This is a genomic window from Myceligenerans cantabricum (assembly GCF_054777735.1).
This window is the reverse complement of the sequence record NZ_BAAHAJ010000003.1, coordinates 1-25,387: the sequence shown is the minus strand read 5'-3', so window position 1 is coordinate 25,387 and position 25,387 is coordinate 1. Positions and strand designations below refer to the sequence as shown.

Here is a 25,387-nt window from a genome sequence, read left to right as displayed (position 1 = left end):
CCCTCCTGGTCTACATCCTCCTCGGCAAATACTTCATCGGCGGCCTCATGTCCGGCTCCGTCAAAGGCTGACCCGCCCGGCACGGAACCGCCCGAGGGCACGGCGAGCGCCCCGCACCGACCGGTGCGGGGCTCTCGCCGTTCCTGCCGTACCGCGGGGTCCTCAACCCCGCAGCAGGGTCACCCGGTCCAGCGCGATGGTGCCCGGGTCGAGCCGGAGGCCGACGGTCGGGTTCCACCCCGTGACGTCCTCCCGCGACATCGTCAGCGGCAGCAGCCCGGAGCGCAGCTCACGCCACTCGCCGTCGTGCTCGATCCAGGAGGTCAGCTCGCCGTGGTCGACGACGGTCGCCAGCCGGTCACCGGGCTCCCACCCGACGCCGAGCGGCCCGACGCCGGCCGACAGCCCCCGGCTCTCGCCGTACACCAGCACGTCGATCCCGGTGCTGCCGCGCGAGTGGTTGTACCAGCTCTGCGCCCGGTTCCCCGGCCCGCCGGTGATCCCGAGGAACATCGAGTCCTCCGCCGATCCCGTCCCGGCGAACGACTCCGGCTCCACGACCAGCGCGAACCGGTCCCCCGCCGTGGCGGGCAGGGCGAGGTGGGTCCAGCTGCGGGACTCCGCCGTCGCCTCCAGGACGCCCGCCCCGGTGTCCACGGCCAGCGTGGCGGCGGGTTCGCCGTCGTCCCCGGAGACGGTGTACTCGCCGAGCCGGTCGCCGGTGAAGTCGTCGTCGAACACGACCTCGCCGAACGTGGCCGGGTCGAACGGCTCGTCCGACGGCAGGCCCCACGCCGCGGACGGCACGGACTCGTCCGGGATCTCGACGCCGGGCTCGGTGACCCACTTCGCCCCGGAGTCGTACTTGGTGATGGTGAACTCGTCGAGCGTCTCGCCCACCCCGACCGGCGACTCACCGCCGGGCACCACGTAGGTGGCGACCGACTCGTAGTGCAGCGTGTCGCCGTCGACCCGGACGGCCTGGTAGGCCGACACGTCCTGGGCCTGCTTCACCGCGACCGCCCCGTTGGCCTCCCACACGGACTCGCCACGGTTCAGCGCGTACTGCTTGCGCCCGCCGTTGGAGATCGCGTACACCGGCCCGGTGGTGACCCCCTCGGTCTCGGTGATGTCCATCGTGTGGTACCCGCGGCCGTAGGTGTGGTCGTGGCCCTGCAGCACCAGGTCGATGTCGCTGGTCTCCAGCACGGGGAGGATGTACTGGCGCCAGTCGTCCTCGTCGCGCGGGTTGCCGTTGCCGTCGACCGAGTTGGAGAACACCGGCTGGTGAGTGGTGACCACGGCCCAGTCGAGGGGATTCTCCGCGAGCACCCGCTCCAGCCACGTCGCCTGCATCGTCATCCACGCCCTGCGACCCGTGCCGCAGTCGAAGTCCGCCAGGCCCGGCGGCCGGATCAGGGTGCAGATGTCGTCGCGGTTCGCGTTGACCGTGACGAACCGGACCCCCTGGTAGTCCGTGAGGTACACGGTGTCGGTCATCGCGTCGGCGAGGTGTGCGCCGTAGTCCGCCGCGTACTCCCGCGCGTCCGACGGCACGGGCCCGTTGCGCGCGTACTCGAAGTGGTCCCGGAAGTTCTCGGCCAGCGCCTGGCCGCCGATCTCGTGGTTGCCGAGCGCGGCGAGCACGTTCGTGCGGGTACGCAGCTCGGCGTTGGCGTCGAACCAGTCCGACCACTCGAGCTGGTTCGTCGCCGTGTTCACCAGGTCGCCCGCGTAGAGGCTCACCTCCGACCCCGGGTGCGCGTCCAGCGCCATGTCCACGGTGTTCGCCCACTCGTCCGCGATGCCCTCCTGGGCGTCGCCGAAGTACAGGAACGTGAACGGGTCGGCGCCCGGGCTCGCGGTGGTGAACTCGTGCCAGCCGCTCCACCGGTCCCCGCGCTCGTCGCCCACCCGGTACCGGTAGGCGGTGCCGGGCGTCAGGTCGGTGAGCGGCGCCGAGTGGCTGCGCGCCGGGTAGCCGTCGATCTGCCGCTCGGGCTGCTCGACGGCGTCCACGGTGCGGACCTCGCCCCCACCGTCGTCGGACGCCTCGCGGAGCTGCACCACGCCGTCGACCGGGAGCGGGCTCGCCGTGCGCCAGGTGACGTTCTGCGCCGTCGAGGGATCCTGCGGCGCGGTGAGCACGACGCGGTGCGGCTCGCCGGTCGGGGCGTCCGGGTCCACGAAGGGCTCGGTGGTGGTCGCGACGTCGAACACGTGCATGATGCCGCGGTCGGTGTGCTCCGGGAGGACGACGGCGTCGACCGTCTTCGACCCGTCGAGCTGGGCGGGGCGGGTCGCGAACACGCGGAACGTGCCGCTGCCCGAGTCACCGTCCCGGCCGTTGCGGCCCGACACCTCGACCAGGGTCGTGTTGCCGCCGCCGGGCCCGGCGGCCCAGTCGGTCAGCTCCGTCTCGACCGGCTGGCGCGAGCCGTCCGTGTACTCGACGTACGCGGTGCCGCGCGACGGGCCGTTCGTGGCCAGGCCCAGGAACGAGACGGCTTGCGCCGGCGCGTCCTCCAGGTCGACCCGCTGCCCGGCGACGATCCAGTTGTCCGGCTCGCCCTCGGCCGTGTCCGGCCAGGTGAACGTGATGCCGGCGGACTCGAACGGGACCTCGCCGCCGGGCGTGACACCCGCGTCCGCGAGGCTCTCCCGCGAGTACGACCAGTCGCTCAGGTCCATCGACCCCCGGTTCCCGCGGCCGTCGTGCGTCGTGCCGACGTTGTTGCGGGCGTCGCGGCCCTCGTCGTGCGACGGCGGGACGTCGTCCGCCCCGGTGCCCCACGTGCCCGGGGTGTCGCCCATGGTGAACCGGAGCGTGCCGCCGCGGCGCGCGAACGAGGAGTCCGTCCAGGAGGCACTCTGCCGGACGCCGTTCACGGCCAGGCCGGTCGTGTAGCGCTTCCCGGCCGAGACGCCGGGGGCCACGATCGTGTAGTCGCGGCGGCTGTCGACGGCGTCGATCCTGATGCGGTCGAACATCGGGGCGGTGACGACCAGGTCGGCGGTGCCGTAGATCGCCGGGTAGATGCCGAGGTTGGCCCAGACGTACCAGGCGGACAGGGCGCCCTGGTCGTCGTTGCCGGGCAGGCCTGCGGGCGTGGTGTCGTACAGCTCGCCGACCGCCCGGTACAGGACGTCGGTCGTCTTGTGCGGCTTGCCGAGCCAGTTGTAGACCCACGGGCTGTTGAACGAGGGCTCGTTGCTCAGGTAGTTGCCGGTCTTGGTGTAGGCGCCGGCGTCGAGGTCCTCCATGAGCACGTCGAGCGCGGCCTCGGACGCCGCGGCGCCACCGCGGGCCTCGACGACCGCCCCGATGTTGTGCGGCACCATCCAGCCGTACTGGTAGCCGGTGGACTGGTTGAACTGGCCCCGGCCTGACGCGTCGTCCCGCACGCGCAGGTCGAAGCCCCGGTCGAAGCCGGTGCGCTCCCGGGGGCGGATGTGCTGGGTGACCGGGTCGAAGACGTTCTGCCAGCTCTGCGAGCGGGCCATGAACGCGTCGTACGAGCCGTCGTCGCCGAGGCGGCGGGCGAGCTGCGCGATCGCGAAGTCCTCCACCGAGTACTCGAGCGTGCGCGCCGTGGCGAAGCCGGACTTGCGGTTCTCCACGAAGCCCGCCGCCATGTACTGGTAGGCATCGGGCCGGGTGCTCGCGTCGCCCGGGAGGGACTGCGTCTCCAGCAGCGAGGCGAGCGCACCCTCGCGGTCGTAGTCCCGGGCGCCGAAGTCGTCGGCCGAGGCCAGGGCGACGGGCAGCGAGTCGGCCGCCATGCGTGCCTGCACCAGGTTGTAGGTGGGGCCGTCGTACCAGGTGCCGGTCTGCTCGGCCATCGTCACGAGCGAGGCGTTGATGTCGCTCGCCACCTCCGGGTAGACCATGGCGATGAGCTGCGTGTGCCCCCGGTAGTGGTCCCAGCCGGCGAAGTTCACGTACAGGTGCTCGCCGCGCTCCATGGTGTGCGGCTCGCCGTCGTACCCGATGTACTCGCCGTTGACGTCCTCGAACACGTTCGGGTTGTGCAGCGCGTGGTAGAGCGCCGTGTAGAGCTTGGTGCGCGCCTCGCGGGTGCCGCCGGCGACGTCGACGGCGCCGAGCGCCCGCTGCCAGGTGCGCTTCGCCGCCACCCGCACTGCCCGGAAGCTCTTGCGGTGACCGGCTTCCTCCGTGCGGTTGAGCCCGGCGTTCTCGACGCTGGTGTAGCTGATACCGATCTTCGCGGTGACCTTCGCGCCCGGGCGGAAGGTGAGGAAGGCGCCGGCGCCGTGCTTGCGGTCCGACGCCGCCGTGTCGCCGCCGGGCGTGACCTCGCCGTCGTCCCACGTGCCGTGGGCGACGAAGCGCTTGTCGAAGACGGCGGAGAAGTGCAGGTCGTAGTAGGTGCCCTGGTTGCACATCGAGCCGGCGCGGACCGTGCCGCTGACGGTCCGCGTGGCGGCGTCGACGGTGAGGTCCGCGGCCTCGATCGCGTTGTTCGAGCCCGCGGCGTCCAGGAGCAGGGTGGCGCCGTCGTCGTCGGGGAACGCGAAGCGGCTCACGGCGGTCCGCGTGGTGGCGGTGAGCTCCGTGGTGACGCCGTTGTCGGTGGTGACGGAGTAGTAGCCGGGCTCGGCCTGCTCGGCGTCGTGGCTGAACGGCAGGTAGTAGTCGCGGATCGACGTGCTCGGGTCCGCCGGGAGGGCGCCGTCGTCGGACAGGCCGCCGGTGAAGGGCAGGATCGGGACGTCGAAGCCGCCGTAGGCGCCCGTGCAGCCGGTGCCGGAGATGCGGGTGAGGCCGAACCCGCGCAGGCGGTCGCCGGTGTACTCGTAGCCGCCCTTCTCGCCGTTGCCGCCCTCGCGGTACGTGGTGGGGCTGTTCTGGACCAGCCCGAACGGCACGGTGCCGCCCGGGAAGGTGTTGCCGTAGGCGTCGTTGGACTTGTTCTCGCCCGTGTCGAGCTCGGTGCCGATGAACGGGTCGACGGCGTCGAACGGGGACAGGTCCGACCCGCCCGGTCTCCCCTCGTGCGGAGCGGACGCGGCCGGGGCCGCCACCAGAGTCAGTGGCAGGGCTGCTGCCAGGCCGGCCGCGAGCAGCGCTCGGCGGATGGATGCGGACATGTCTCTCCTCGGATCGGGCGGGGTCAGGCGTCGGTGGCGATGGCGAAGACATGCATCCGTTCGTCGTCGGGCAGCGTGATGCTCGCCAGCTCCTTGTCTTCCGGCAGCGCGACCGGCGCGGTGGCGAACAGGCCGCAGCCGACGTCCTGGACGGTGGTCCCGTCCCCGCGCTGGGACGGCCGCGCGACGACGGCGTTGCCCGTCGCGGGTGCCCCGCACCAGTCCGCCAGCGCGACGTCGGCTACCTCCGTCGTCCCGTCGGTGAACCCCAGCACGAGGTCACCGCCGTGCGTCCCGTGCGTGCTCGTCCCGACGACGGCCAGCCGGGTGGTGCCGGACAGGGACTCCGGCACCTCCAGCGTCTCCCCCGACGCCGCCACGTTGTCCGGCTCCCCCGCCTCGGGAGCACCGAGCACGTAGGTGAGGTCCGTGTCGGGCACCGTCAGCTCGAGGCCCTGGACCGCGCCGAGGTCGGCGAGCTGGTCGCGCAGCAGGTAGGCGCCGCCGCCGTCGAGGTCGGCGTTGCCCGCACCCGGGTCGCCGATCCCCACGCCGTCGAACGCCTCGGCGATCCAGGACCCGGCGGCCACGACGACGGGCAGCTCACGCCGGACGCGCTGCCCGGAGCGATCGGTGACCTTGACCTTGACGCGGTACTCGCCCGGCCGGACGTCCGTGCCCGCCCGGACGACGACGGTCGCGCGGGTGGTCACGGGCAGGCCGTCGGACCGCACACGCCACCTGGCCGGCTCCACGTCGACGTCGAGCGGGCCCCGGGCCGTCACCTTCACGGTGCCGGAGGACAGGCCGGGGGTCTGGGCGACGACGTCGAGCCGCAGCTCGGTCGCGCCACCCGGCCGGACCACCGGGTGGGCCGGGTCGACCCCCACGCCGAGACCGGTGGTCGCGTGCTCCCCGGGCGCCACGGCGCCGGGCGACGCCTCCGGCGACGTCGCCCAGTCCGACGGCGCGGCGCCGACGGTGAAGTCGAGGCTCCTCGCCGTGGCGAGCTCGCCGCCGGTGACCCACGCACGGTCCAGCGGCTCCCCGCCGAGCGCGGCGGACTGGGTGTACCGGTCCTCGTCCGTGACGCCGCTCGCGGTGACGTGCAGCTCGCCGGTGCCGAAGACCTCCTCGTCGAGCGCGATCCGCACGTCGCCGAACCGCGGCGTCGACAGTCCCCACAGGTCCGCGCCCGGCACGACCGGGTAGATCCCGAGGGAGGACAGCACGTGCCACGCCGACATCGTGCCCAGGTCGTCGTTGCCGGTCACGCCGTGCGGCCCGTCGGTGAACAGCGTCGACGCCGCGCGCACGACGTCCGTCGTCTTCCACGGCTCGCCGGCCCACAGGTACAGGTACGGCGCGTGCAGGTTCGGCTCGTTGTTCGGGTTGTAGGTCTCCCAGCCGTAGTAGTCGTAGGTGCCGTTGACCCACACCTCGCGAGCGACGCGCTCCGGGTCCTCCAGGAGCTCGTCGTGGGCGAAGAAGGCGTCGAGGTCCTCGACCGCCGCGTCCGCGCCGCCGAGCAGGTCGAACAGACCCGGCACGTCCTGCTGGACGAGCCACTGGTACTGCACGGCAGTGCCCTCGTGGAAGCCCTCCGACTGCGCCGGGTCGGGGTCGCCCACGAAGATGCCGTTCGCGTCCCGGGAGCGGAACGCGCCCGTGCTGCCGTCGAAGATGTTGCGGTAGCTCTGCCCCCGCGCGGCGTAGCGCGCCGCGTCGTCGTCGTGCCCGAGACCGGCCGCCATCGTGGAGAGCATCGCGTCGGCGAGCGCGTACTCGAGCGTCGCGGAGCCGCCGTGGTGGAAGTCGTGGTCGCCCGGCTTGCCCTCGTTGCCGGGCTCGTACGGCACGAAGCCGTCCGCGATGTACTCCGGGTTCGCGGCGCGGCCGTTGAACGGCGTGTCCGGCGCCGGCACCTCGTCCGCGTTCTGCCGCAGAAGCTCGTAGGCCTCCGCCTCGTGGCCGTCCAGCAGCCCCTGGCTCCACGCGCTGACCAGGAACGGTGTCACCGGGTCGCCCGTCATGACGTTGGTCTCGACGGCGCCGTAGCCCCAGCGCGGGAGCCAGCCGCCCTGCTGGCCCTGCCGCACCACGGACAGCGCCATGTCCGCCGACTCTGCGGGGGCCAGGAGGTACAGGAGCTGCTGCTGCGTGCGGTACGTGTCCCAGAGCGAGAAGTTCTGGTAGTAGGTGAAGCCGCTCTCGGGGCCGTGCACCTCCTGGTCCCAGCCGCGGTAGCGGCCGTCGGCGTCGGAGGCCACGTTCGGCGCCAGGAAGCTGCGGTACAGCGACGAGTAGAAGGTGCGCAGGTCCTCCTCGGCGCCCTCGCCGACCCGGACGGTGGCCAGCCGCTCCTGCCACGCGGCGGAGGCGGCGGCGCGGGCGTCGTCGAACGTCGCCCGCTCCGCGTCGAGGTTGCGGCGGGCGCCGTCGGGGCCGACGTAGCTCATCGCGGTGACGGCCTCGACGGCGGTGTCGCCGCCGGTGGTGTCGAACGTGACGTAGGCGCCGCGGCGCCCGACGCCCGCGGACTCGCCGGAGCCGACCGTGACGTCGTCACCCTCCCACGTGCCGTGGGCGTCGAACGGGCGGTCGAACGTCGTGGTGGTGTAGATCGTCTGCGGCTCGGTGTCCTTGCAGAAGCCGCTGACGGTGATCTCGGTCTCGACGGTGCGGTCGTCGACGACCCGGACGGCGGACCGGTCGACGGTGTTGAGCGCCTGGCCCGTGTTGAGCAGGACGTTCGCCTGCTCGGTGGCGGGGAACGTGTAGCGCTGGACGGCGGTCCGCGTCGTCGCGGAGAGCTCGGCGTCCACGGTGCCGTCCGCCGTGTCCAGGCCGACCCGGTAGTAGCCGGGCTCGGCCTCCTCGTCGTCGTGCGAGTGGGCGAGCGCGTAGTCGGCGTTGTTCGTGCTGGTGACGTCGCCCGTGGTGGGGAGGACGGGGAGGGTGCCGCCCAGGCCGCAGCCCACGCCCGACAGGTGCACGAGGGAGAAGCCGCGGACGTGGTCCGCGTCGTAGTCGTAGCCCGCGTAGTGCCCGGTGTCCGGCGAGAACTGCACCATGCCGAACGGCACGGCGGCGCCGGGGTAGGTGTTCCCGTCGTCCTGGGTGCCGATGAACGGGTTGACGTGGTCGGTGAGCGGGTCGCCGTCGGTGACCACCGGCGCGGGCGGGGCGCCGGGCGCGCCGCCGTCGGCCGCGGCGGGCACGACGGACGCTCCGGAGGCAAGCAGTGCCAGGACGACGGCGGCGGTACCGCCCGATCGGAATCCAGGGACCTTCATCGGTCACTCCTTCGTATCTCCCACGACGTCGAGGGACGCACCGTCCACGGCGGCGGCACGGACACACACTCGCAGCGCCGTGACAACGCTGTCAACAGCAAGATCGAGGAAGGACGGACGACGGCCGAGGCACGCAGGACGGCCCCGGAGCCGGCGTCGCCGGCCGCACGGCAGCGGCCGCGTCGGCAGCGGCCGGGTCCAGGACTGCGGACCCGGCCGGTGCCGTGCGCCGGTGTGGTGACGCCCGGGTCAGGACTGGTCGATGCCCGCCCGGGCCACCGTGAACGTCGATCCGCTCGCGTCGTGCGTGCACGACATGCCCGTGTCACGGCTCACGCAGGTGAAGCCGTGCGCCTTCTGCTCCTTGTCGTAGTCCAGGACCTTCAGGCCGGACGCCGCGACCGGCTTGTCCGCACCGGCCACGCACGGGATCGTGAGCTTCCCGGACTGGTCGAGGGCCACGATGTGGCCCTGGACGCCGCCGTCGCACCCGTCGGGCGCGGGCGGGTTGGTGAGCTCCACGATGCCGCACTTCGCGGCCTGCTGGGTGACGGTGCAGGTGATGTTCCCCGACGGCGCCGCGAAGACCTTCGCCCCCGCGGCGCCCAGGTCGAGACCTGCCGCGTACTTCGGGCCGGAGTCGGACTCCTGATCCTGGTCCCCGCCCGCCGATGCCGGCGCCTGGGCCTCTTGGCTGGAGCCGGCGCTCGGGTCCTGCTCGCCGCTGTCCGAGAACAGGTTCACCGCGAACACGATCGCCGCGACCACGAGGACGACGTCCAGCGCGATGAAGGCGACCCAGCCCGGGCTCAGCTTCCGGCGGCCGGGCTCCCCCTGCTGCGGCGGGTACCCCGGCTGCGGGGGACCAGGGGGCGCGTAGCCGGGCTGCGGCTGGCCCTGGTAGCCCTGCGGGTCGTAGCCCGGCTGCGGCGGGCCCTGGTAGCCCTGCTGGGGATAACCGGGCTGCTGGTAGCCCTGCTGGGGATAACCCTGCTGGGGGTAGCCGGCCGGGGCGTGGCCCTGCTGCGGGTAGCCCTGCTGGCCGTAGGGCGCCTGCTGCGGGTACGCCTGCGCCGCGGCGTACCCCGGCTGCTGCACCGGGGGCGCCGGCGCGGGCGTCACCGCGTCGGAGAACTGCGACGTCGGCGAGATCGCCGGCGGCATACGCGTCGCCGCCGACACCCGCTGCGGGCCCTGCCCCGGGGCCGCCGGCGTGACGGCGGTCGAGGCGGGGTCGGCCCCGGCGGCGCCCTCGTCGTCCCACCCCTCGGGGGGCGGCGGTGGGGGCACGGTTCCGGACATGCGGCTCCTTCTCTCGGTCACGATCGACCTTGGATCATACGACGAAGCGAGGATATCGCCGCGTACCGTCCATGACCGTAACGGTCACGGGCCCCTGACGCCGTGTCCCCCCTCACACCACATCCTCGGGACAGGACACCGGCGGGCACGACGCTGAACGGGCCGCGAACGGGCGCCGTCCAGACGGTCCACCCTGCGTGGCGGCCCGGCAAACCTTGTCGTGGTCCGGCCTGCGGAGTGGCATGATCGAACCGGAAATCGCTGAATCACCGGGCGCGGGAGCGCCCCGACAAGACTGGAGGGCCCGTGCCCGGAGAGAACCTCACCCGCGCCGAGGCCGTCGAGCGTGCCGGCGTCGTCACCGTCGACTCGTACGCCATCGACCTGGATCTGACCACCGGACCGACCACCTTCACGTCCGCCACGACAGTGCGCTTCACCGCCACGCCGGATGCGGCCACGTTCATCGACCTCGTGGCGCCGACGGTGAAGTCGGTCGTCCTGAACGGTCGCGAGCTGGATCCCGCCACCGTGTTCGCCGACTCCCGGATCGCCCTGGAAGGGCTCGCCGCGGACAACGAGCTGACCGTCGTCGCGGACTGCGCCTACACGAACACGGGCGAGGGCCTGCACCGCTTCGTGGACCCGGTGGACGGCGAGGTCTACCTGTACACGCAGTTCGAGGTCCCGGACTCGCGCCGGGTCTTCGCGGTCTTCGAGCAGCCGGACCTCAAGGCGACGTACCAGTTCACGGTGACGGCGCCCGAGTACTGGGAGGTCGTGTCGAACGAGCCGACGCCGGAGCCCGCGGCGGCCACGCACGCGACCGACACGGCCGTGCGGGCCGCGACGTGGACGTTCGCTCCCACACCGCGCATCTCGTCGTACATCACGGCGCTCGTCGCCGGCCCGTACGCGGTGGAGCGCAGCTCGCTCACCTCCGTGGACGGCCGGGAGATCGCGCTCGGCGCATTCTGCCGCAAGTCGCTGAGCGAGCACTTCGACGCGGACTACATCTTCGAGACCACCCGCAAGGGGTTCGAGTTCTACGAGAACCTCTTCGGCGTGCCGTACCCGTTCACGAAGTACGACCAGCTCTTCGTGCCCGAGTACAACATGGGCGCGATGGAGAACGCGGGCTGCATCACGTTCACCGAGTCCTACGTGTTCCGGTCGAAGGTGACGGACGCCGTGCGGGAGCGCCGCGTCGTGACGATCCTGCACGAGCTGGCGCACATGTGGTTCGGCGACCTGGTCACCATGAAGTGGTGGAACGACCTGTGGCTGAACGAGTCGTTCGCGGAGTACATCTCGACGCTCGCGACGGCCGAGGCGACCGAGTACGACGCGGCCTGGACCACGTTCGCGGCCATGGAGAAGGCATGGGCCTACCGGCAGGACCAGCTCCCCTCGACGCACCCGATCGTGGCGGAGATCCGTGACCTGGAGGACGTGCAGGTCAACTTCGACGGCATCACGTACGCCAAGGGCGCGTCGGTGCTGAAGCAGCTCGTGGCGTGGGTGGGGCGGGACGCGTTCGTCGCGGGCGTGTCCGCGTACTTCCGCAAGCACGCGTGGGGCAACACCGAGCTGCCGGACCTGCTCATGGAGCTGGAGGCGACGTCCGGACGGGACCTGGCCGGATGGTCGGCGAAGTGGCTCGGCACGGCGGGCGTGAACACGCTGCGACCGCACGTGGAGGCGGACGCGCACGGGCGCATCACGTCGTTCGTCGTGGAGCAGTCGGCGCCCGTCGAGTGGTCGACGCTGCGACCGCACCGCCTCGGGATCGGGTTCTACTCGCTGACCCAGGACGGGAAGCTGGAGCGCGTGCACCGCGCGGAGGTCGATGTCGACGGCGAGCGCACCGACGTCATGGAGCTGTGCGAGCTCGACCGCCCGGCGCTGGTGCTGCTGAACGACGACGACCTGGCGTACGCCAAGATCCGGCTGGACGACGAGTCCCTGGCCGTCGCGGTCCAGCACCTCTCGCAGATCACCGACCCCCTGGCACGGTCCCTGGTGTGGGGGTCGGCGTGGGACGCGGTGCGTGACGGCGAGACCCCGGCGAGGGCGTACGTCGACCTGGTGCTGGGGAACATCGCGGCCGAGACCGAGTCGACGACGGTGCGGACCACGCTGAACCAGCTCGTCCTGGCGGTACGGGAGTACGTGGCCCCGGACGCGCGACCGGCCGTGCTGGTCCGGGCCGGGGACCGGCTCGCCGAGCTGGCACGTGGCGCCGGGGCGGGGTCCGACCTGCAGTTCCAGCTGGTGAAGTTCTTCGCTCACCTGGCCTCGACGCCGGAGCACGTAGCGCTGCTGGAAGGCCTGCTGGACGGGTCGGTGACGCTCGACGGGCTGGAGATCGACACCGACCTGCGCTGGGAGCTGCTCGAAGGCCTCGTGCTGAACGGCGCGGCGGGCGAGGCGGAGATCGCGGCGACGCTGGCCGACGACGACACCGCCACCGGCCGGCAGTCCGCGGCCCGGGCGCGTGCGACGGTGGGGACCACGGAGGCCAAGCTGGCGGCGCTGGAGTCGGTGGTGGGCGACGCCGACGCGCCGAACGCGATCATCCGGAACACGGGGCGCGGGTTCGTGCACGTCAACGACGCGTCCGTGCTGGCACCCGTGATGGGGCCGTACCTCGACGCGGTGCTGCGCGTGTGGGAGGAGCGGACGTACCACATCGCCGAGGAGATCATCGAGGGCTTCTACCCGGCGCCGCTCGCCTCGGCGGAGCTCCGGGACGCGGTCGCGGCCTGGCTGGCGGACCACGAGGACGCGGCCCCGGCGCTGCGCCGGCTCGTGGTGGAGGGCCTGGCGGGCACGGAGCGCGCGCTGAAGGCACAGGCGGCCGACGCGGCGTAGGGCGCCCGGAGGCAGGCCGCGAGGACCCTGCCCCGCACGAAGGAGAGCTGACGTCGGTGCTCCGGACCGGCGTCAGCTCTCCTCGTTGAGGACCCCCACGAGGGAACGGAGACGGGCCGAGTCGAACAGGTCCTCCAGCATGACGAGCGTGCCCGAGCCGTCCGCCAGCGGGACCCGCCAGCTCGGGTAGGCGTCGCCCGCACCGAACTGCGCCTGCGTGCGCCGCTCCCCGACCGCGTCGGCGAGGTCCACGGCCACGAGCGCCGCCGGGGTGTCCCGCAGGTAGCGGTACAGCCCCTCCACGAGCTCCCGCTCGGACGGGTCGAACGTCGTCATCCCCATCCGGGACAGCGCCGTCATCACCTCGTCCCGGCGGGACCGCGCGTGTGCGCGGACCACCTGCGCGTCGTCGGTGAGGAGCCCGAGGCGCTCGGCCAGGTCGATGTGCTCGCCGGCGAGGCAGCTCGCGGTCGGCGGCAGGTCCGGCGGCGTCGACGCCGCGAGCCCGCCGGGCCGGAAGTCCTCCGGGGCGACGAGCGCACCGGTGCCCGCCTCGTCCGCGAGCAGCACGTCGGCGCCCAGGATCCCGCGTCCCGCCAGGTAGTCATGTACGCCGGGGTCGACGAGGCCGTCGTCGGCGATCACCGGGACGCCGGCGCGGTGCGCCTCCAGGCACAGGATCCCGACCAGCGCCTCGTGGTCGTACGTCACGTAGGCGCCCGCGGTCGCCCGCGACCCGCCCGGGATCCACCAGGAGCGGAACAGGTCCTCGACGTGCCCGACGCGCACCGCGCCGCAGTGCCGCAGCGCGGTGCGGAGCATGTCGCGGTACGGCACGTACCCTGCCCGCGCGAGCTCGCGCGGGTGCCACGGCGGCAGCCCCCGGTTGCGTCCCTCGGCGCCCACGGCCGACGACGGCGGCACGCCCATCAGCACCCCGCGCGCCAGCAGCCGCGGCTGCGCCCAGACGTCGGCGCCCTCCGGGTGCACGCCCGAGGCCAGCTCCTTGACGATCCCGACGCGCATGCCGGACTCGACCCCGACACGGTGCGCGCGGCGCAGCTGCTCGTCGGCGACCCACTGCAGCCAGCAGTAGAACTCGACGCGGTCCTGGAGCGAGCCGCGCAGCGTCGCCACCGCGGTCGTCGTCGGGTCCAGCAGGTCCGGCGGCCACTCCTGCTCGCCGAGGTGCTCCGCGATGGCGCACCAGGTGGCGAAGTCGACCAGGCCGCGTCCCTGCTCCAGCACGAACTCGTCGAACGCCGTCTGCCGCGCGGCGGACCGGGCCGCGGTGAACACGACCTCCAGGGCCGACTTCTTGGCGTCCCAGACCGCGTCGCGGTCGATCGGCGCGGCGTCGTTCGACAGGTCGCGCACCGGCTCGCCGGCCCACTCGACCAGGGAACGGTCCGCCGCCGACAGGTAGGCGGTCTCGCGGATGTCCTCGATGCGGATGTACAGCGGCGACAGGAACCGGCGCGACGTCGGCCGGTACGGGCTGGCCGTGATCGGCGCCGTCGGCTCGGCGGCGTGCAGCGGGCCCGGAGCGATGAAGTCGGCCCCCGCGTTGTTCGAGGTGAGCCAGGCCAGGTCGGCCAGGTCGGCCAGGTCACCGACACCCCAGGAGTCGCGCGAGCGCACCGCGAAGAGGTGTGCCCCGAAGCCCCAGACCTGCTTGTCCGCGAGGGCGGGCGCCTCCAGGCGGTCCGGAGTGACGACGAGCGTGGTCGTCGCCGTCGTCCCTTCGGACTCGGCGTGCAGCGTGTGCCAGCCCAGCGGCAGGTCGGCGGGGACGACGAACGTCGCCCGGCCCACCTTGCGCGAGTCCACGGTCCGCGGCTCGGCCACGTCGTCGGCCTGCTGGAGGTGGCGGGTGGCCGCGGGCCGCACGTCCTCGCCGGCCCCCGTCCCGCCGGACGACGGCGTGACGCGCCGGACGGCCCCGCTCGGCGGGGCGACGCGCCAGGGGGTGGCACCGGGCGAGACCGCCGACTCGACCGGCTCGGGCTCGACCCAGCAGGACACGCTCGCGCCGTCGGTGACGTGCACCGGGACCCGGGTCTCCGTGCCCTGGCGGACGACGACCGCGGGCGGCAGCATCTCGCGCCACTCCTCGTGGCGTTCGCGGGCCACGGACTCGGCGATCGCCGCCGGCGTCGCAGCGGGCACCCCGAGGGCGTCCAGCACGGACACCAGCGTCGACGGACTCACGCGGCGGGTCGTGCCGGCGGCGTCGGCGAACACGGTCTGCACGCCGCAGAGGTCCGCGAGCTCGGCGAGGTCCTCCGGCAGTGCGGGCAGCGCCGTGCGATCGGGGCGCTCCGGGCCGTCGACACCGGTCGGGGTGCGGGTCGTCTCCTCGTGGCTCACAGGAAAGATCCTGCCATCGATACGGTGCGCACGAGCGCAACCGGGCGCGCGTGGCCCGGTTCGGGCGCCGTTTCGGCCGTCGGCCCGAGCGAGCAGACCACCAAATCGGTGCACGACTCCTGGACGTGCTACTCCGACTCGCCCGAGACTCCGCAGCTCTGCACGGCTAGGGGCCCGGTCGCCGACCGGGGCCGCGACGATTCGGCAGCTTAGTCGCGCGGGTGGGGGACGACGGCGAAGTAGGGGCGAGTGCTCAGGTAGGCGCCAGGGGGCGCTCCCCACGCCCCTACGTGAGCACTCGCCCCTACTTCGCCGTCGTCCCCCACCCGCGTGATCTCTTAGTTCGTCTTCCCGCTGGGTAGGTGCGGACCCAGGTAGCCGACGTAGATCCGCTGTTCGGTCGACAGGGCATCGTAGTAGTGCATACGTGGTGAGATCGTCCCGGAGTTGGCGATCTTGAAGTGCGCGCCCATGAAAACGAGGGCATCTCCGGGGCCGTGCAGCATGCGAGGCTCGCTGAACTTCGCTGTGGTCTTGACACCGTCGCTCTCATCGCGTGCGTGACGTGTCGCCGAGTAGCCGGAACGACCAGCCGGCGTGTTCTGGAGGTACTTGTCCACCGAGCCTTCGATCTCTCCGCTCAGCCGGAGCCGCGCGTAGTCGTCGAGAGCGAGTAGCGCGTTCCATGACTTCTTCGACCAGCGCCCGAGCGGATCATGCGTGTCCAGCCCGATCGCGATCGTGTCGTCGCCCGTCCACTCGACATGCTCTAACTCTCCCAACCGTGCTACGAGGTCATCGAACGAGTCAGGAGGTGAACTCCCGACCTCGGCTCCGGCAGGTTCAGCCCACGCCAGTTCACCGTTCCCCGCCGCTTGCAACCGAAGCCTCACCACCTTGAGGTCGCGCTCGTGCATCGTGAGCGCTTCCTGGGTCTCGGCATGCTCCGCCTGCTCGTCTTCGAGGCGACGCGATGTGTCCGCGAGCTGCTCGCGAAGGTCCGTGACGTACTGCTGTGACTCCTCGAACTGTGCCGACTTCCGCTTCACGAGCGAGTTCCAGGTCGACCTGGCAGTGGCCGCGGACTTCACCATCTCGGCGAGCCGGTGAACAGCGCGCGGGGTCACTCGGTCGAGCCCGAGCACATCCGACACCACAGTGCTCAGCGCACCAAGCACGAGCGGGTCGGAACTGCGGTCCGACGGTGTCGCTTCCGCTACTTCCTCAACCGGCGTCTCGGCCGAGACCGGCTCAGGTTCCGACGGGGCCGACGCCGGAGCAGCCGTTGTCGCCGTGGCACCCATGCCCTTCTGAACGAGACCATCATGCAGGTGGATCGTGTCCGGGCCGGGCTTGCTGCTGACGGGCGTGATGCGTGCGGGGGTCTCACGCTCGACCAACGCGAGGACGTCGCGGTCCACCTGGCGGAGAAGCCTCGTCTCCACTCGCGCCAAGGCTTGTGGCACGGGCGCCGTCAGCGTCATGTCCCGAACTCGTCCGCCGAGAAATCTCCCGAGACGATGCGTCGAGTCACGCAGGATTCGAGACGTCGTCAGAACGGGATGTCGTCGGCCGTCGAGCGCATCTCCGGGTGCTGCATCTGCCACGAAGGTCCGCAACGTTCCTGGGGCAACGGCGTGAGTCGCGCCGACCCGACGAGCGAACTCCACGGTCGCGTCCCCGTCCAGCACGTAACCCGCAGCCAGTCCCGTCGACTGTCGAAGGTAGTCAGCTACAAGTGCTCTCCACCGGGAGACCGGTAGCGTCTGATCCGAGCCCGCAACGAATATCGGGCCCCGACGCCGTCCGTCACGTACCGCGTCTACCAGCGCGTCGACGTCGGGCGCCGTGACGATCTGCGGCTCAGGGCTGATCGCAGCACCGCCGTCGCGAGCGTCGACGACTTCGAGCACGTCACGTACCAGGCGTGGTGGTGCTGTCCACCGGACACGTCGATCACTTCGCTGCTCGTCCGACGGCGCATCGACGTCTAACCACACCCAGGAGTCTCGCCGTTCAACGCCAGGATCGTGCGCGAGAAGACGAGTGATCCACACGCCCTCCGGCTTGCTCTCACGGAGAACGAAGAGACACGACGTCGCCGACGAGTCCGGTTGGTCGATGGTAAGAGTCGCTTCGACTCCCCGAGAGACCTCCGTGACAGTACCCGGCTGGACCAGATCCGCCGCATACCTCTTGTGCCGGAGCCACGAGTGCACCTGAGCCTGGAGCGTAGGAACAAGCGGATGCCCGTCCCGGACACCAGCCGCGGTAAAGATCGACCTGTACCCAAGCACTTATCCCCCTGTGTGACGAGCCCACGCTGGCCGGACTTGGGATTCTATGGGGCCGGCCGACGCCCGGGGATCACACTCGGGGGTGGAGCTGCAGTTCAAGAACATCAATGCGGCGACTGCCGATCGGAGACACCCGCCCATGGTCCCGACTGCGCCGTCACGGGGCCAGGAGCGACATCATCGGCGCCTCGAGCGATCCGATGCGCCCGGGCCGCCGGACTGGATCGGGCGACAACTGTCCGGCGTCAGGCCTCGGCGTCGGGGGCGGCGGCGTCGGCCACGGCACCGCCCGGCGTGCTCTGCACGACGATCCCCTCGCGCAGCAGCTCCTCCTGGGCCGCGGCGCGCAGCGCGCGGGCGACCGGCCACTGCTCACCCGGCCGCACCTGCGCGTGCAGCGTGAAGGTGAGCGTGAACGCGTCCACGCTGTCGACGCCGCGCACCGACGGAGCCTCCAGCAGGGCAGACGAGGTATCCGAGTCGTCCTGGACCCGGTCCACCGCCCGGCCGAGCGCGGCCCGTACCGCCTCGACGTCGCTCCCCACGGGGACGAGGACGGGCGCCACCGCACGGCTCCACTCCTGCGTGCTGTTTCCGGCCCGCAGGATCTCGCCGTTGCGCACGTACCAGAGCGTGCCGTCGAAGTTGCGCACCTGCGTGAGGCGCAGCCCCATCGCCTCGACCGTGCCGGTCACGACGCCGTCCAGGTCCACGTAGTCGCCGACGCCGAACTGGTCCTCGATGAGCAGGAACAGGCCGCTCAGGAAGTCCTTGACGAGGCTCTGGGCCCCGAAACCGAGGGCGACGCCGATGACGCCCGCCCCCGCGATGAAGCCCTGCACCGGGGCACCCACCGTGTCGAGGACCGACAGCACGACGACCGTGCCGATGATGATGTTGGCGCTGGAGTTCAGGACGGAGCCCACGGTGCGGGCCCGCTGGGCACGGCGGTCGGCCGCACGTCCGCTGACGCCGGAGATCGCCTCCCCCAGCACCTGCGGCGAGAGCTTGATCTTCCGCCGGTGGCTCTTCTTGCGGGCCTCGCCCGCGGCGGCGGCCACGGCCTCCTTCGCGACGCGCTCCTGCTCCCGGGTCGCGCCGAGGGCGATGCGCTCGGTGAGGTGGGTGACGATGCGGCGCACCACGACGAGAGCGGCGATCCCGACGGCGAGAATGATGATGATGCTGAGCGGTTCCTGGACGAACCACGCCCAGAACCCTTCGGCACCGTCGAAGAGGGCGGTGGCAAGTTGGTCGATCACGGTGACTCACGCTAGTGGTTCGAGGCGTCCCGGAGCCAAGCCCAGGGGCCTCCGGAGCGCACCGCCCCGCGACCTTCACAGCGCGTTCGTGAACGGATCACGCGCCTGTGACGGCAGCCACGCGCCCGGTCGCCGGGGCCACGCCCGCGGAGCGCGCCCCGGTCACGACCGGTCCGTCAGGCCCGCAGGCCGTCCAGCTCCGCGGCGAGGTCGTCGGCCTCCGGGCCGACGATCACCTGGACCACGCGCCCCGACCGGACCACGCCGAACGCGCCGGAGGACTTCAGCCCCCGCTCGTCCACCAGGCCGGGATCGCTCACCTCGACGCGCAAGCGCGTGATGCACGGCTCGAGCTCGACGACGTTCGTGTCGCCGCCGAGTGCTACCAGGATGTCGTTCGCCTTGGACAAATGAATCACCACTCCCAAACCCGTGCGTCGTTGCCGGTCCTCGCCCCACCCTATCCGGGGCGGCGAGCCAGCGGTACGAGAAGCGCGCGCGTGCCCTCGCGATCAAGGGACCGGACTGTCACCAGGCTCACAGGCACAGGCTGCTCCCCGTCCCCTGCGCGGCACGGACGGATGCGAGGATGACGAGGTGAAGTCGTTCTACGAGCAGGTCGGCGGGCACGAGACGTTCGAGAGGCTGGTCGACACCTTCTACGAAGGCGTCGCCGAGGACCCGGTGCTGCGCCCCATGTACCCGGAGGAGGACCTGGGCCCGGCCCGGGAGCGTCTCACGATGTTCCTGGAGCAGTACTGGGGCGGGCCGTCCACCTATTCCGAGCAGCGCGGGCACCCCCGGCTGCGGATGCGGCACGTGCCGTTCAAGGTCAACCCGGACGCCCGGGACCGCTGGCTGAAGCACATGCGCGCCGCCGTGGACGCGCTGGAGCTCTCGCCGCTCCACGAGGCGCAGCTGTGGGACTATCTCGAACGAGCTGCCTTCTCCATGATCAACACCTTCGAGGACTGAACCGTGATCGAGACTCCCGGGACGGCGGGACCGCCGTCGGACGACCCTGCCACCGACCCGCTGACCCGGCTGCTGGACGTGCTGGACCTGCGCTCCCTGGAGGGCCCCGGCCCCCGCGGCGAGGACGACGTGTTCGAGGGGGACAGCGTGGCCGGGCCCGCGACACGGGCCTACGGCGGGCAGGTGCTGGCGCAGGCGATCCTCTCGGCGGCGCGCACCGTGCCGGAGGGCCGGCTCATCCACTCGCTGCACGGCTACTTCCTGCGCGAGGGGTCCCTGGACGTGCCGATCGGGTTCGCCGTGGAGCGGCTGCGCGACGGGCGCTCGTTCAGCGCGCGGCGCACGCACGCGATGCAGTTCGGCAAGCCGATCCTGTCGATGATCGCGTCGTTCCAGGAGGACCAGCCCGGGTTCGAGCTCACCACGCCGATGCCCGGCGACGTCCCCGCCCCCGAGGACGTCCCCTCGGCGCTCGAGGAGGTCCGGGACGCGGGTGACCGGGCGCGGGCGTTCTGGACGGAGCAGGCCGCGTTCGAGCTCCGATACGTGGGCGGTTCGGTGTACCTGCAGCGGGACCCGTCTGCCGAGGCCGGCGAGGCACCGCACACGCAGCTCGTGTGGATGCGGGCGCGCCGCCCGGTCGCGAGCGACGACCAGATGCTGCACCGGGCGCTGCTGGCGTTCGCGTGCGACCAGCTCATGCTCGAGCCCGCGCTGCGGGCGGCCGGCAGGTCGTGGCAGGAGGTCGGTGGCGGGAAGGTACCGCTGGCCAGCCTCGACCACGCGATGTGGTGGCACCGCGACGTCCGGGTGGACGAGTGGCTGCTGTACGTCCAGGGCGCGGCGTCGGCCCAGGGCGGGCGGGCGCTGGGCCATGCCCGCGTCTACCGCACGGACGGCACGCTCGTGGCGTCGATGGGCCAGGAAGGCATGATGCGCCTGCCGGCGGAGTGAGTCGGCGGTCCGCGCCGCCAGGGGGCGAGGGCCTGCCCGACACCGGTGGCTCCCGGGGCTCCCTACGCCGCGAGCGGACATTCCGTGACCGTGTCGGTGTCCCTGAGTACGTTGTGCGCATGCCTCGCCCCTACCTCCGGTACCCGCACATCCACGATGACCTCGTCACGTTCGTCGCCGACGACGACGTGTGGCTCGCACCCCTGGACGGCGGCCGCGCCTGGCGCCTGACCAGCGATCACGTCCCGTGCTCGACCCCGCGGTTCGCCCGCGACGGCTCCCGGGTCGCCTACGTCTCGCACCGCGACGGGCACCCCGAGGTGTACGTGGTGAGCACGGACGGCGGGGCGTCGCGCCGCCTCACCTGGTTCGGCGGCCTGCGGACGCTCCTGCTCGGCTGGGACGACGACGACCGCCTGCTGGTCGCGACGGACGCGGCCGAGCAGGACCGCGGGCTCACGGTGGTGCACGCCGTCGCGCTCGACGGGACGATCGAGCGGCTGCGGTACGGCACGGCCTGGGGCGTGGCCGTCCACGGGAGCGGCGTCACGGCGATCGTGTCGGCGGGCTACCGCCCTGCCGTGCACTGGAAGCGGTATCGCGGCGGGACCGCGTCGCGGCTGTGGGTCGACAGGACGGGCGCGGGCACGTGGGAGCAGGCGCTGCCGGACGAGCAGGCCGCCGCCCTGGACCCGATGTGGCTGGGCGACACGCTGCTGTTCACGTCGGACCGCGCCGCGACGTTCCCGGACCAGGCGGACGAGCAGGCGAACCTCTGGGCCTGGGACGGCCTGGCGGCCGGTGCACCGGGGCAGGGCACGACGCCGTCCGCGCCGCGCCAGGTCACGTTCCAGACGGCGGAGCAGGGATACGTCCGCGACGCCGCGACGGACGGGCGGCGGATCATCTGGCACAGCCGCGGCGACCTGTGGCTCCTCGATGCCCTGGACGCGACGCCGCGCCGCGTCGACGTCACGCTCACGGGTGCCGCGCCCCGGCCGTACGACGCGTTCCCGGCGCGGATCGACGGCCTCGCGGTGGACGCGGGCGGTGACGCGAGCCTCGTCGGCGCGCTCGGGACCGCGTTCTGGGTGACGCACCGGGCCGGGCCCGTGCGGGCGCTGGTCGCCGACGCGGCCGTGCGGGTCCGGGAGCCGGACGTGCTCGGCGACACGGGTCGCGCCGTCGTCGTCACCGATGCGGACGGCGAGGACGCGCTCGAGGTGCACACGATCGACGGCTCGGCCGCGCCCGTGCGGTTCGCCGGCGGCGAGCTCGGCCGGGTGCTGCACCTCGCGGCGAGCCCCGACGGCTCCGAGGTCGCGGTGATCTCGCACGACGGCAGGATCAGCCGGGTCGCGGTGCCCGCGCCGGGCGAGCCGGCGTCGTCCGCGATCCGCGAGCTGGGGCGGTCGGCCACCGGAGAGGCGTGGGGGCCGGTGTTCTCCCCGGACGGACGGTACCTGGCATGGAGCTGCCCGACGTCCAGGAGGGACGACAACCATCAGCTGATGGTCGCGGACCTGCGCGACAACGAGCCGGTGGGGCGGCCGGCAACGTCCGGGAAGTTCCACGACTGGTCGCCGGCGTTCACCGCCGACGGCAAGCACCTCGCCTTCCTCTCGAACCGCACGTTCGACCCCGCCTACGACGCGCACGAGTTCGCACTGTCGTTCGGCGCGGCGACACGGCCCTGGCTGATCCCGCTGAGCGCCACCGAGCCCGCGCCGTTCGGTCCGAGCGTCGAGGGCTGGCGGCTGAGCAAGCCCGGCAGCGGGAAGGACGGGGACGCGAAGGACGGCGAGAAGGGCGAAGACGCTGCGCACGGCGAGTCCAGCAAGGGCGACAAGCCGGACCACGACGCCGTGACCTGCCCCGACATCGACCTGGACGGCGCCGAGGAGCGGATCGTGCCCTTCCCGGTCACCTCGGGCCGGTATCGCGGCCTGCGGGCTGCCAAGGGCGGGCTGCTGTGGATCCGGGAGACCGACGACGCGGGCGTGCTGGGCACGCGCAGCGCCGGGGTCGACGACGAGGACGAGAACTCCCTGCAGTTCTGGTCCTTCGAGGAGCGCAAGGTCACCGATGTCGCCGACGGGGTCGACGGCTACGCCGTCTCGGGTGACGGCAGCCGGGTCGTGGTCCGCTCCGCGAACGGGCTGAGCACCCAGCCCGCCACGGCAAAGCCCGGCGACGGATCCGGGCCCGGGGGCAGCGTCGAGATCGACCTCTCGCGGCTGCGGCACGAGGTCGAGCCGCGGACGCAGTGGCGCCAGATGTTCGACGAGAACGCGCGCATCATGCGCGACCACTACTGGCGCGCGGACATGAACGGCGTCGACTGGGACGCCGTGGTGACGCGCTGGCGCCCCCTGATCGACCGCGTCGCCACCTACGAGGAGTTCACCGACGTGCTCTGGGAGACGGTCGGGGAGCTGAACACCTCGCACGCCTACGTGGCCCCCTCGCGCTCGCCGGGCCGCCGCTCACGCCGTCTGGGCTTCCTGGGCGCGGACCTCTCCCGCTCGGACGACGGCTGGCGGATCGACCGGATCCTGCCCGGCGAGTCCTCGGACCCGGAAGCGCGCTCGCCCCTCCGAGCCGCAGGCGTGGACGCGCGGCCCGGCGACACGGTCGTCGCCGTCGACGGGAAGCCGGTCGACCCGGCAACCGGGCCGGCGGCGAACCTGGTCGGAGCGGCGAACCGGCCCGTGGAGCTCACGCTGCGGCGAGCCGGGGCGGACGCCGACCGCCGCGTCGTGGTCGTGCCCGTGGCCGACGAGTCCGCACTGCGCTACCAGGGCTGGGTGGCCTCCCGCCGGGACTACGTGGCGGAGAAGTCCGGCGGCCGGCTGGGGTACGTGCACGTCCCGGACATGATGAGCAACGGCTGGGCGCAGCTGTTCCGCGACCTGGGCGAGGCCACCCGGTGCGAGGGCATGATCGTGGACGTGCGCTACAACAGCGGCGGGCACACCTCGCAGCTCGTGGTCTCCCGCCTGGCGCGCAGGATCGTCGGCTGGGCCCGGGTCCGGCACGTCGAGCGCCCGGCGCCCTACCCGGACAACGCGCCGCGCGGGCCGGTGGTGCTCGTGACGAACGAGAACGCCGGGTCGGACGGCGACATCGTCAACGCCGCCATCCAGGCCCTGGGCGCCGGGACCGTGGTCGGCGTCCGCACCTGGGGCGGCGTGGTCGGCATCGACGGACGCTTCAACCTCGTCGACGGGACGGGCATCACTCAGCCGCGCTATGCGTTCTGGCTGGAGGGACCCGGCTGGGACGTCGAGAACTACGGCGTCGACCCGGACATCGAGGTGTGGCACAGCCCGGCGGACCACCTCAGCAGCACCGACAAGCAGCTCGATGCCGCAATCGCCCACGCGTTCCGCAGCCTGGAGGAGCATCCGGCGGCGACGCCGCCGCCGATCCCGGAGCCGCGCGTGCGGCGGAGGTGAGACGAAGTCCGTTCAGTGCTCGCGCCTCCCTCGGAGGCGCGAGCACGCCTGACCTGCGCCAGGAAGCACACCCCCGACCTCGCGCCGCTCGGTTGCGGACCGCCGGGCGTCACCGCCGCCGGAACTTCACCGGGTCATCGAGATAGGGCTCCCAGGCCGCGCGTTCCTCGGGCGTGAGGCGGCGGGGCTTGCCCGTGGCCGCGGCGACGAGCACCAGGGTGGTCGAGGCGCGGGCGTAGGGAGCGGTCCGCAGGGCCTCGCCCGAGCCGGCGGAAGCAGGGGTCGCGCCGCCCTCGTGCACGGCGTAGCAGACCTCGATCGACGCCCCGCCGAACTTGCCGAACCACATCTCCACCAGCACCGGGCGCCGCGTGTACTCCAGCGGGCGCAGGTACTCGATCTCCTGGTGCGCGACGAACGTGTGCGTCGTCGCCGACGGCCCGGAGTCGACGACGGCGGTCGGTAGCGGGTCGACGACGTCCTCGTGCCGCCAGAAGGCCTCGATGCGGGCCTCCTGGAGCAGGTCGAGCATCTCGACGTTGTTGACGTGCTGATACGCGTCGAGGTCGGACCAGCGCAGGGAGATGGGGATGTGCAGACGCATGCGCTCATCCTCACCCATCGCGGCCAGCGGGGGTCACCGTCGGCAGGCACCCCGCACCCCCTTGGAGATCGCACGGGTAGGGGGCAGGGATGACGGCGAGGTAGGGGTGAGTGTCCACGTAGGGGCGTGGGGAGTGCCCCCTGGCGCCTACCTGAGCACTCACCCCTACCTCGCCGTCGTCCCTACCCGTGCGATCTCTTAATCGTTTCGCTGCCGCCCGGAGGCTCCCCGCGAGACGACGTCGCAGCTAGAGTTCGTGACCGCTCGCACGCGAAGAACCCCTGGAGGAACCATGCGCCGCACAGCCGCGGTCGTCGCCCTGGCCGCTGCCCTGTCCCTGACCGGCTGCTCGCTCCCGTCCACCGGACCGGGCACGGCCGACGCCGTCGTCGAGGCGCCCGAGGAGACGCTCACGAAGGAGGCGGCGGGCGAGCAGTACCTCCAGATCACTGCCCCGTACGACGGCGTGCTGGAGCAGTTCGAGGCGGCGGTGAACGACCAGGCGCCGCTCGAGGAGCAGAGCGGCCTCGCGGCGGCCGTCGGCGCCGCGCTGCAGGCCGAGTCCGCAGGGCTGCGCGCGTCGGCCTGGCCCGAGGAGATGGCCGGCGACGCCACCGCGCTCGCCGACGCGGCGGAGCAGGCCGCGGCGCACTGGGAGCAGGCCTCCTCGGCAGGCACCACCCAGGAGGTCATGAAGCACGTCGACCAGGCGATGGAGGTCGACGCCGCGGACGCCGCGGACTCCATCCGCGAGGCGCTGGGCCTCCCCGCCGACGAGGAGGAGTAGCCGACGCCGCGAACCGCCCATCGCGCTCGGCCCGACCGCGCCCAGCTTCGCGCCGCTCGGCCCGCCGCGCTCGGCCCGCCCTGCTCGGCCCGCCGC

The 25,387-nt window shown here is 72.4% G+C and carries 13 protein-coding genes; 5 read left to right on the top strand and 8 right to left on the bottom strand.

Annotated features, from left to right (window positions below; translation table 11 throughout):
- Positions 1 to 162: 162 nt before the first annotated feature.
- The 3 genes from ACYU96_RS02320 to ACYU96_RS02310 all read right to left on the bottom strand — a co-directional run bounded on the left by ACYU96_RS02320 (position 163) and on the right by ACYU96_RS02310 (position 9,710).
- A complete protein-coding gene (locus ACYU96_RS02320; protein ID WP_460748732.1) occupies positions 163 to 5,112 on the bottom strand; it encodes a GH92 family glycosyl hydrolase in 4,950 nt (1,649 codons plus the stop codon).
- A 23-nt stretch (positions 5,113 to 5,135) separates the two neighbouring features.
- Positions 5,136 to 8,408, bottom strand: coding sequence for a GH92 family glycosyl hydrolase (locus tag ACYU96_RS02315; protein WP_460748731.1), 3,273 nt, complete (start codon positions 8,406 to 8,408; stop codon positions 5,136 to 5,138).
- A 249-nt stretch (positions 8,409 to 8,657) separates the two neighbouring features.
- On the bottom strand, positions 8,658 to 9,710 hold the full coding sequence (locus ACYU96_RS02310) for a hypothetical protein (RefSeq protein WP_460748729.1): 1,053 nt from the start codon (positions 9,708 to 9,710) through the stop codon (positions 8,658 to 8,660).
- Positions 9,711 to 10,016: 306 nt separating this feature from the next.
- Here ACYU96_RS02310 and pepN point away from each other — a divergent pair, with 306 nt between their 5' ends.
- Positions 10,017 to 12,584 (top strand): aminopeptidase N, encoded by a 2,568-nt coding sequence (gene pepN / locus ACYU96_RS02305; protein WP_460748727.1) that lies wholly within the window; start codon positions 10,017 to 10,019, stop codon positions 12,582 to 12,584.
- A gap of 72 nt (positions 12,585 to 12,656) precedes the next feature.
- Here the strand turns inward: pepN and malQ are convergent, their stop codons facing one another.
- From malQ to ACYU96_RS02285, 4 genes are all read right to left on the bottom strand, one after another.
- Positions 12,657 to 14,954: a 4-alpha-glucanotransferase gene (malQ, locus tag ACYU96_RS02300; protein ID WP_460748725.1), complete on the bottom strand. Its 2,298-nt coding sequence runs from the start codon at positions 14,952 to 14,954 to the stop codon at positions 12,657 to 12,659.
- A gap of 338 nt (positions 14,955 to 15,292) precedes the next feature.
- Positions 15,293 to 17,173 carry a hypothetical protein gene (locus tag ACYU96_RS02295; protein WP_460748723.1) on the bottom strand — a complete coding sequence of 627 codons (1,881 nt, stop codon included), beginning with the start codon at positions 17,171 to 17,173 and terminating at the stop codon, positions 15,293 to 15,295.
- 323 nt (positions 17,174 to 17,496) lie between these two features.
- Positions 17,497 to 18,513 (bottom strand): mechanosensitive ion channel family protein, encoded by a 1,017-nt coding sequence (locus ACYU96_RS02290; RefSeq protein WP_460748722.1) that lies wholly within the window; start codon positions 18,511 to 18,513, stop codon positions 17,497 to 17,499.
- Between the two features lie 176 nt (positions 18,514 to 18,689).
- Positions 18,690 to 18,923, bottom strand: coding sequence for a glucose PTS transporter subunit EIIB (locus tag ACYU96_RS02285; protein WP_460748720.1), 234 nt, complete (start codon positions 18,921 to 18,923; stop codon positions 18,690 to 18,692).
- 187 nt (positions 18,924 to 19,110) lie between these two features.
- On the opposite strand from ACYU96_RS02285, the gene ACYU96_RS02280 reads away from it, so the two are divergent.
- From ACYU96_RS02280 to ACYU96_RS02270, 3 genes are all read left to right on the top strand, one after another.
- The gene (locus tag ACYU96_RS02280; protein WP_460748719.1) at positions 19,111 to 19,488 is read left to right on the top strand and encodes a globin; all 378 of its coding nucleotides are present in this window, start codon (positions 19,111 to 19,113) and stop codon (positions 19,486 to 19,488) included.
- Positions 19,489 to 19,491: 3 nt separating this feature from the next.
- Complete coding sequence (locus ACYU96_RS02275; RefSeq protein WP_460748718.1) at positions 19,492 to 20,442, top strand: acyl-CoA thioesterase; 951 nt, start codon at positions 19,492 to 19,494, stop codon at positions 20,440 to 20,442.
- A gap of 119 nt (positions 20,443 to 20,561) precedes the next feature.
- Entirely contained in the window at positions 20,562 to 23,900 is a 3,339-nt protein-coding gene (locus ACYU96_RS02270) for a S41 family peptidase (RefSeq protein WP_460748716.1), read from the top strand.
- Positions 23,901 to 24,009: 109 nt separating this feature from the next.
- On the opposite strand, the gene ACYU96_RS02265 is transcribed toward ACYU96_RS02270, so the two are convergent.
- The gene (locus tag ACYU96_RS02265; RefSeq protein WP_460748714.1) at positions 24,010 to 24,504 is read right to left on the bottom strand and encodes an acyl-CoA thioesterase; all 495 of its coding nucleotides are present in this window, start codon (positions 24,502 to 24,504) and stop codon (positions 24,010 to 24,012) included.
- Positions 24,505 to 24,796: 292 nt separating this feature from the next.
- Between ACYU96_RS02265 and ACYU96_RS02260 the strand changes: the two genes are divergently transcribed.
- Positions 24,797 to 25,291 (top strand): hypothetical protein, encoded by a 495-nt coding sequence (locus ACYU96_RS02260; protein WP_460748713.1) that lies wholly within the window; start codon positions 24,797 to 24,799, stop codon positions 25,289 to 25,291.
- Positions 25,292 to 25,387 lie beyond the last annotated feature (96 nt).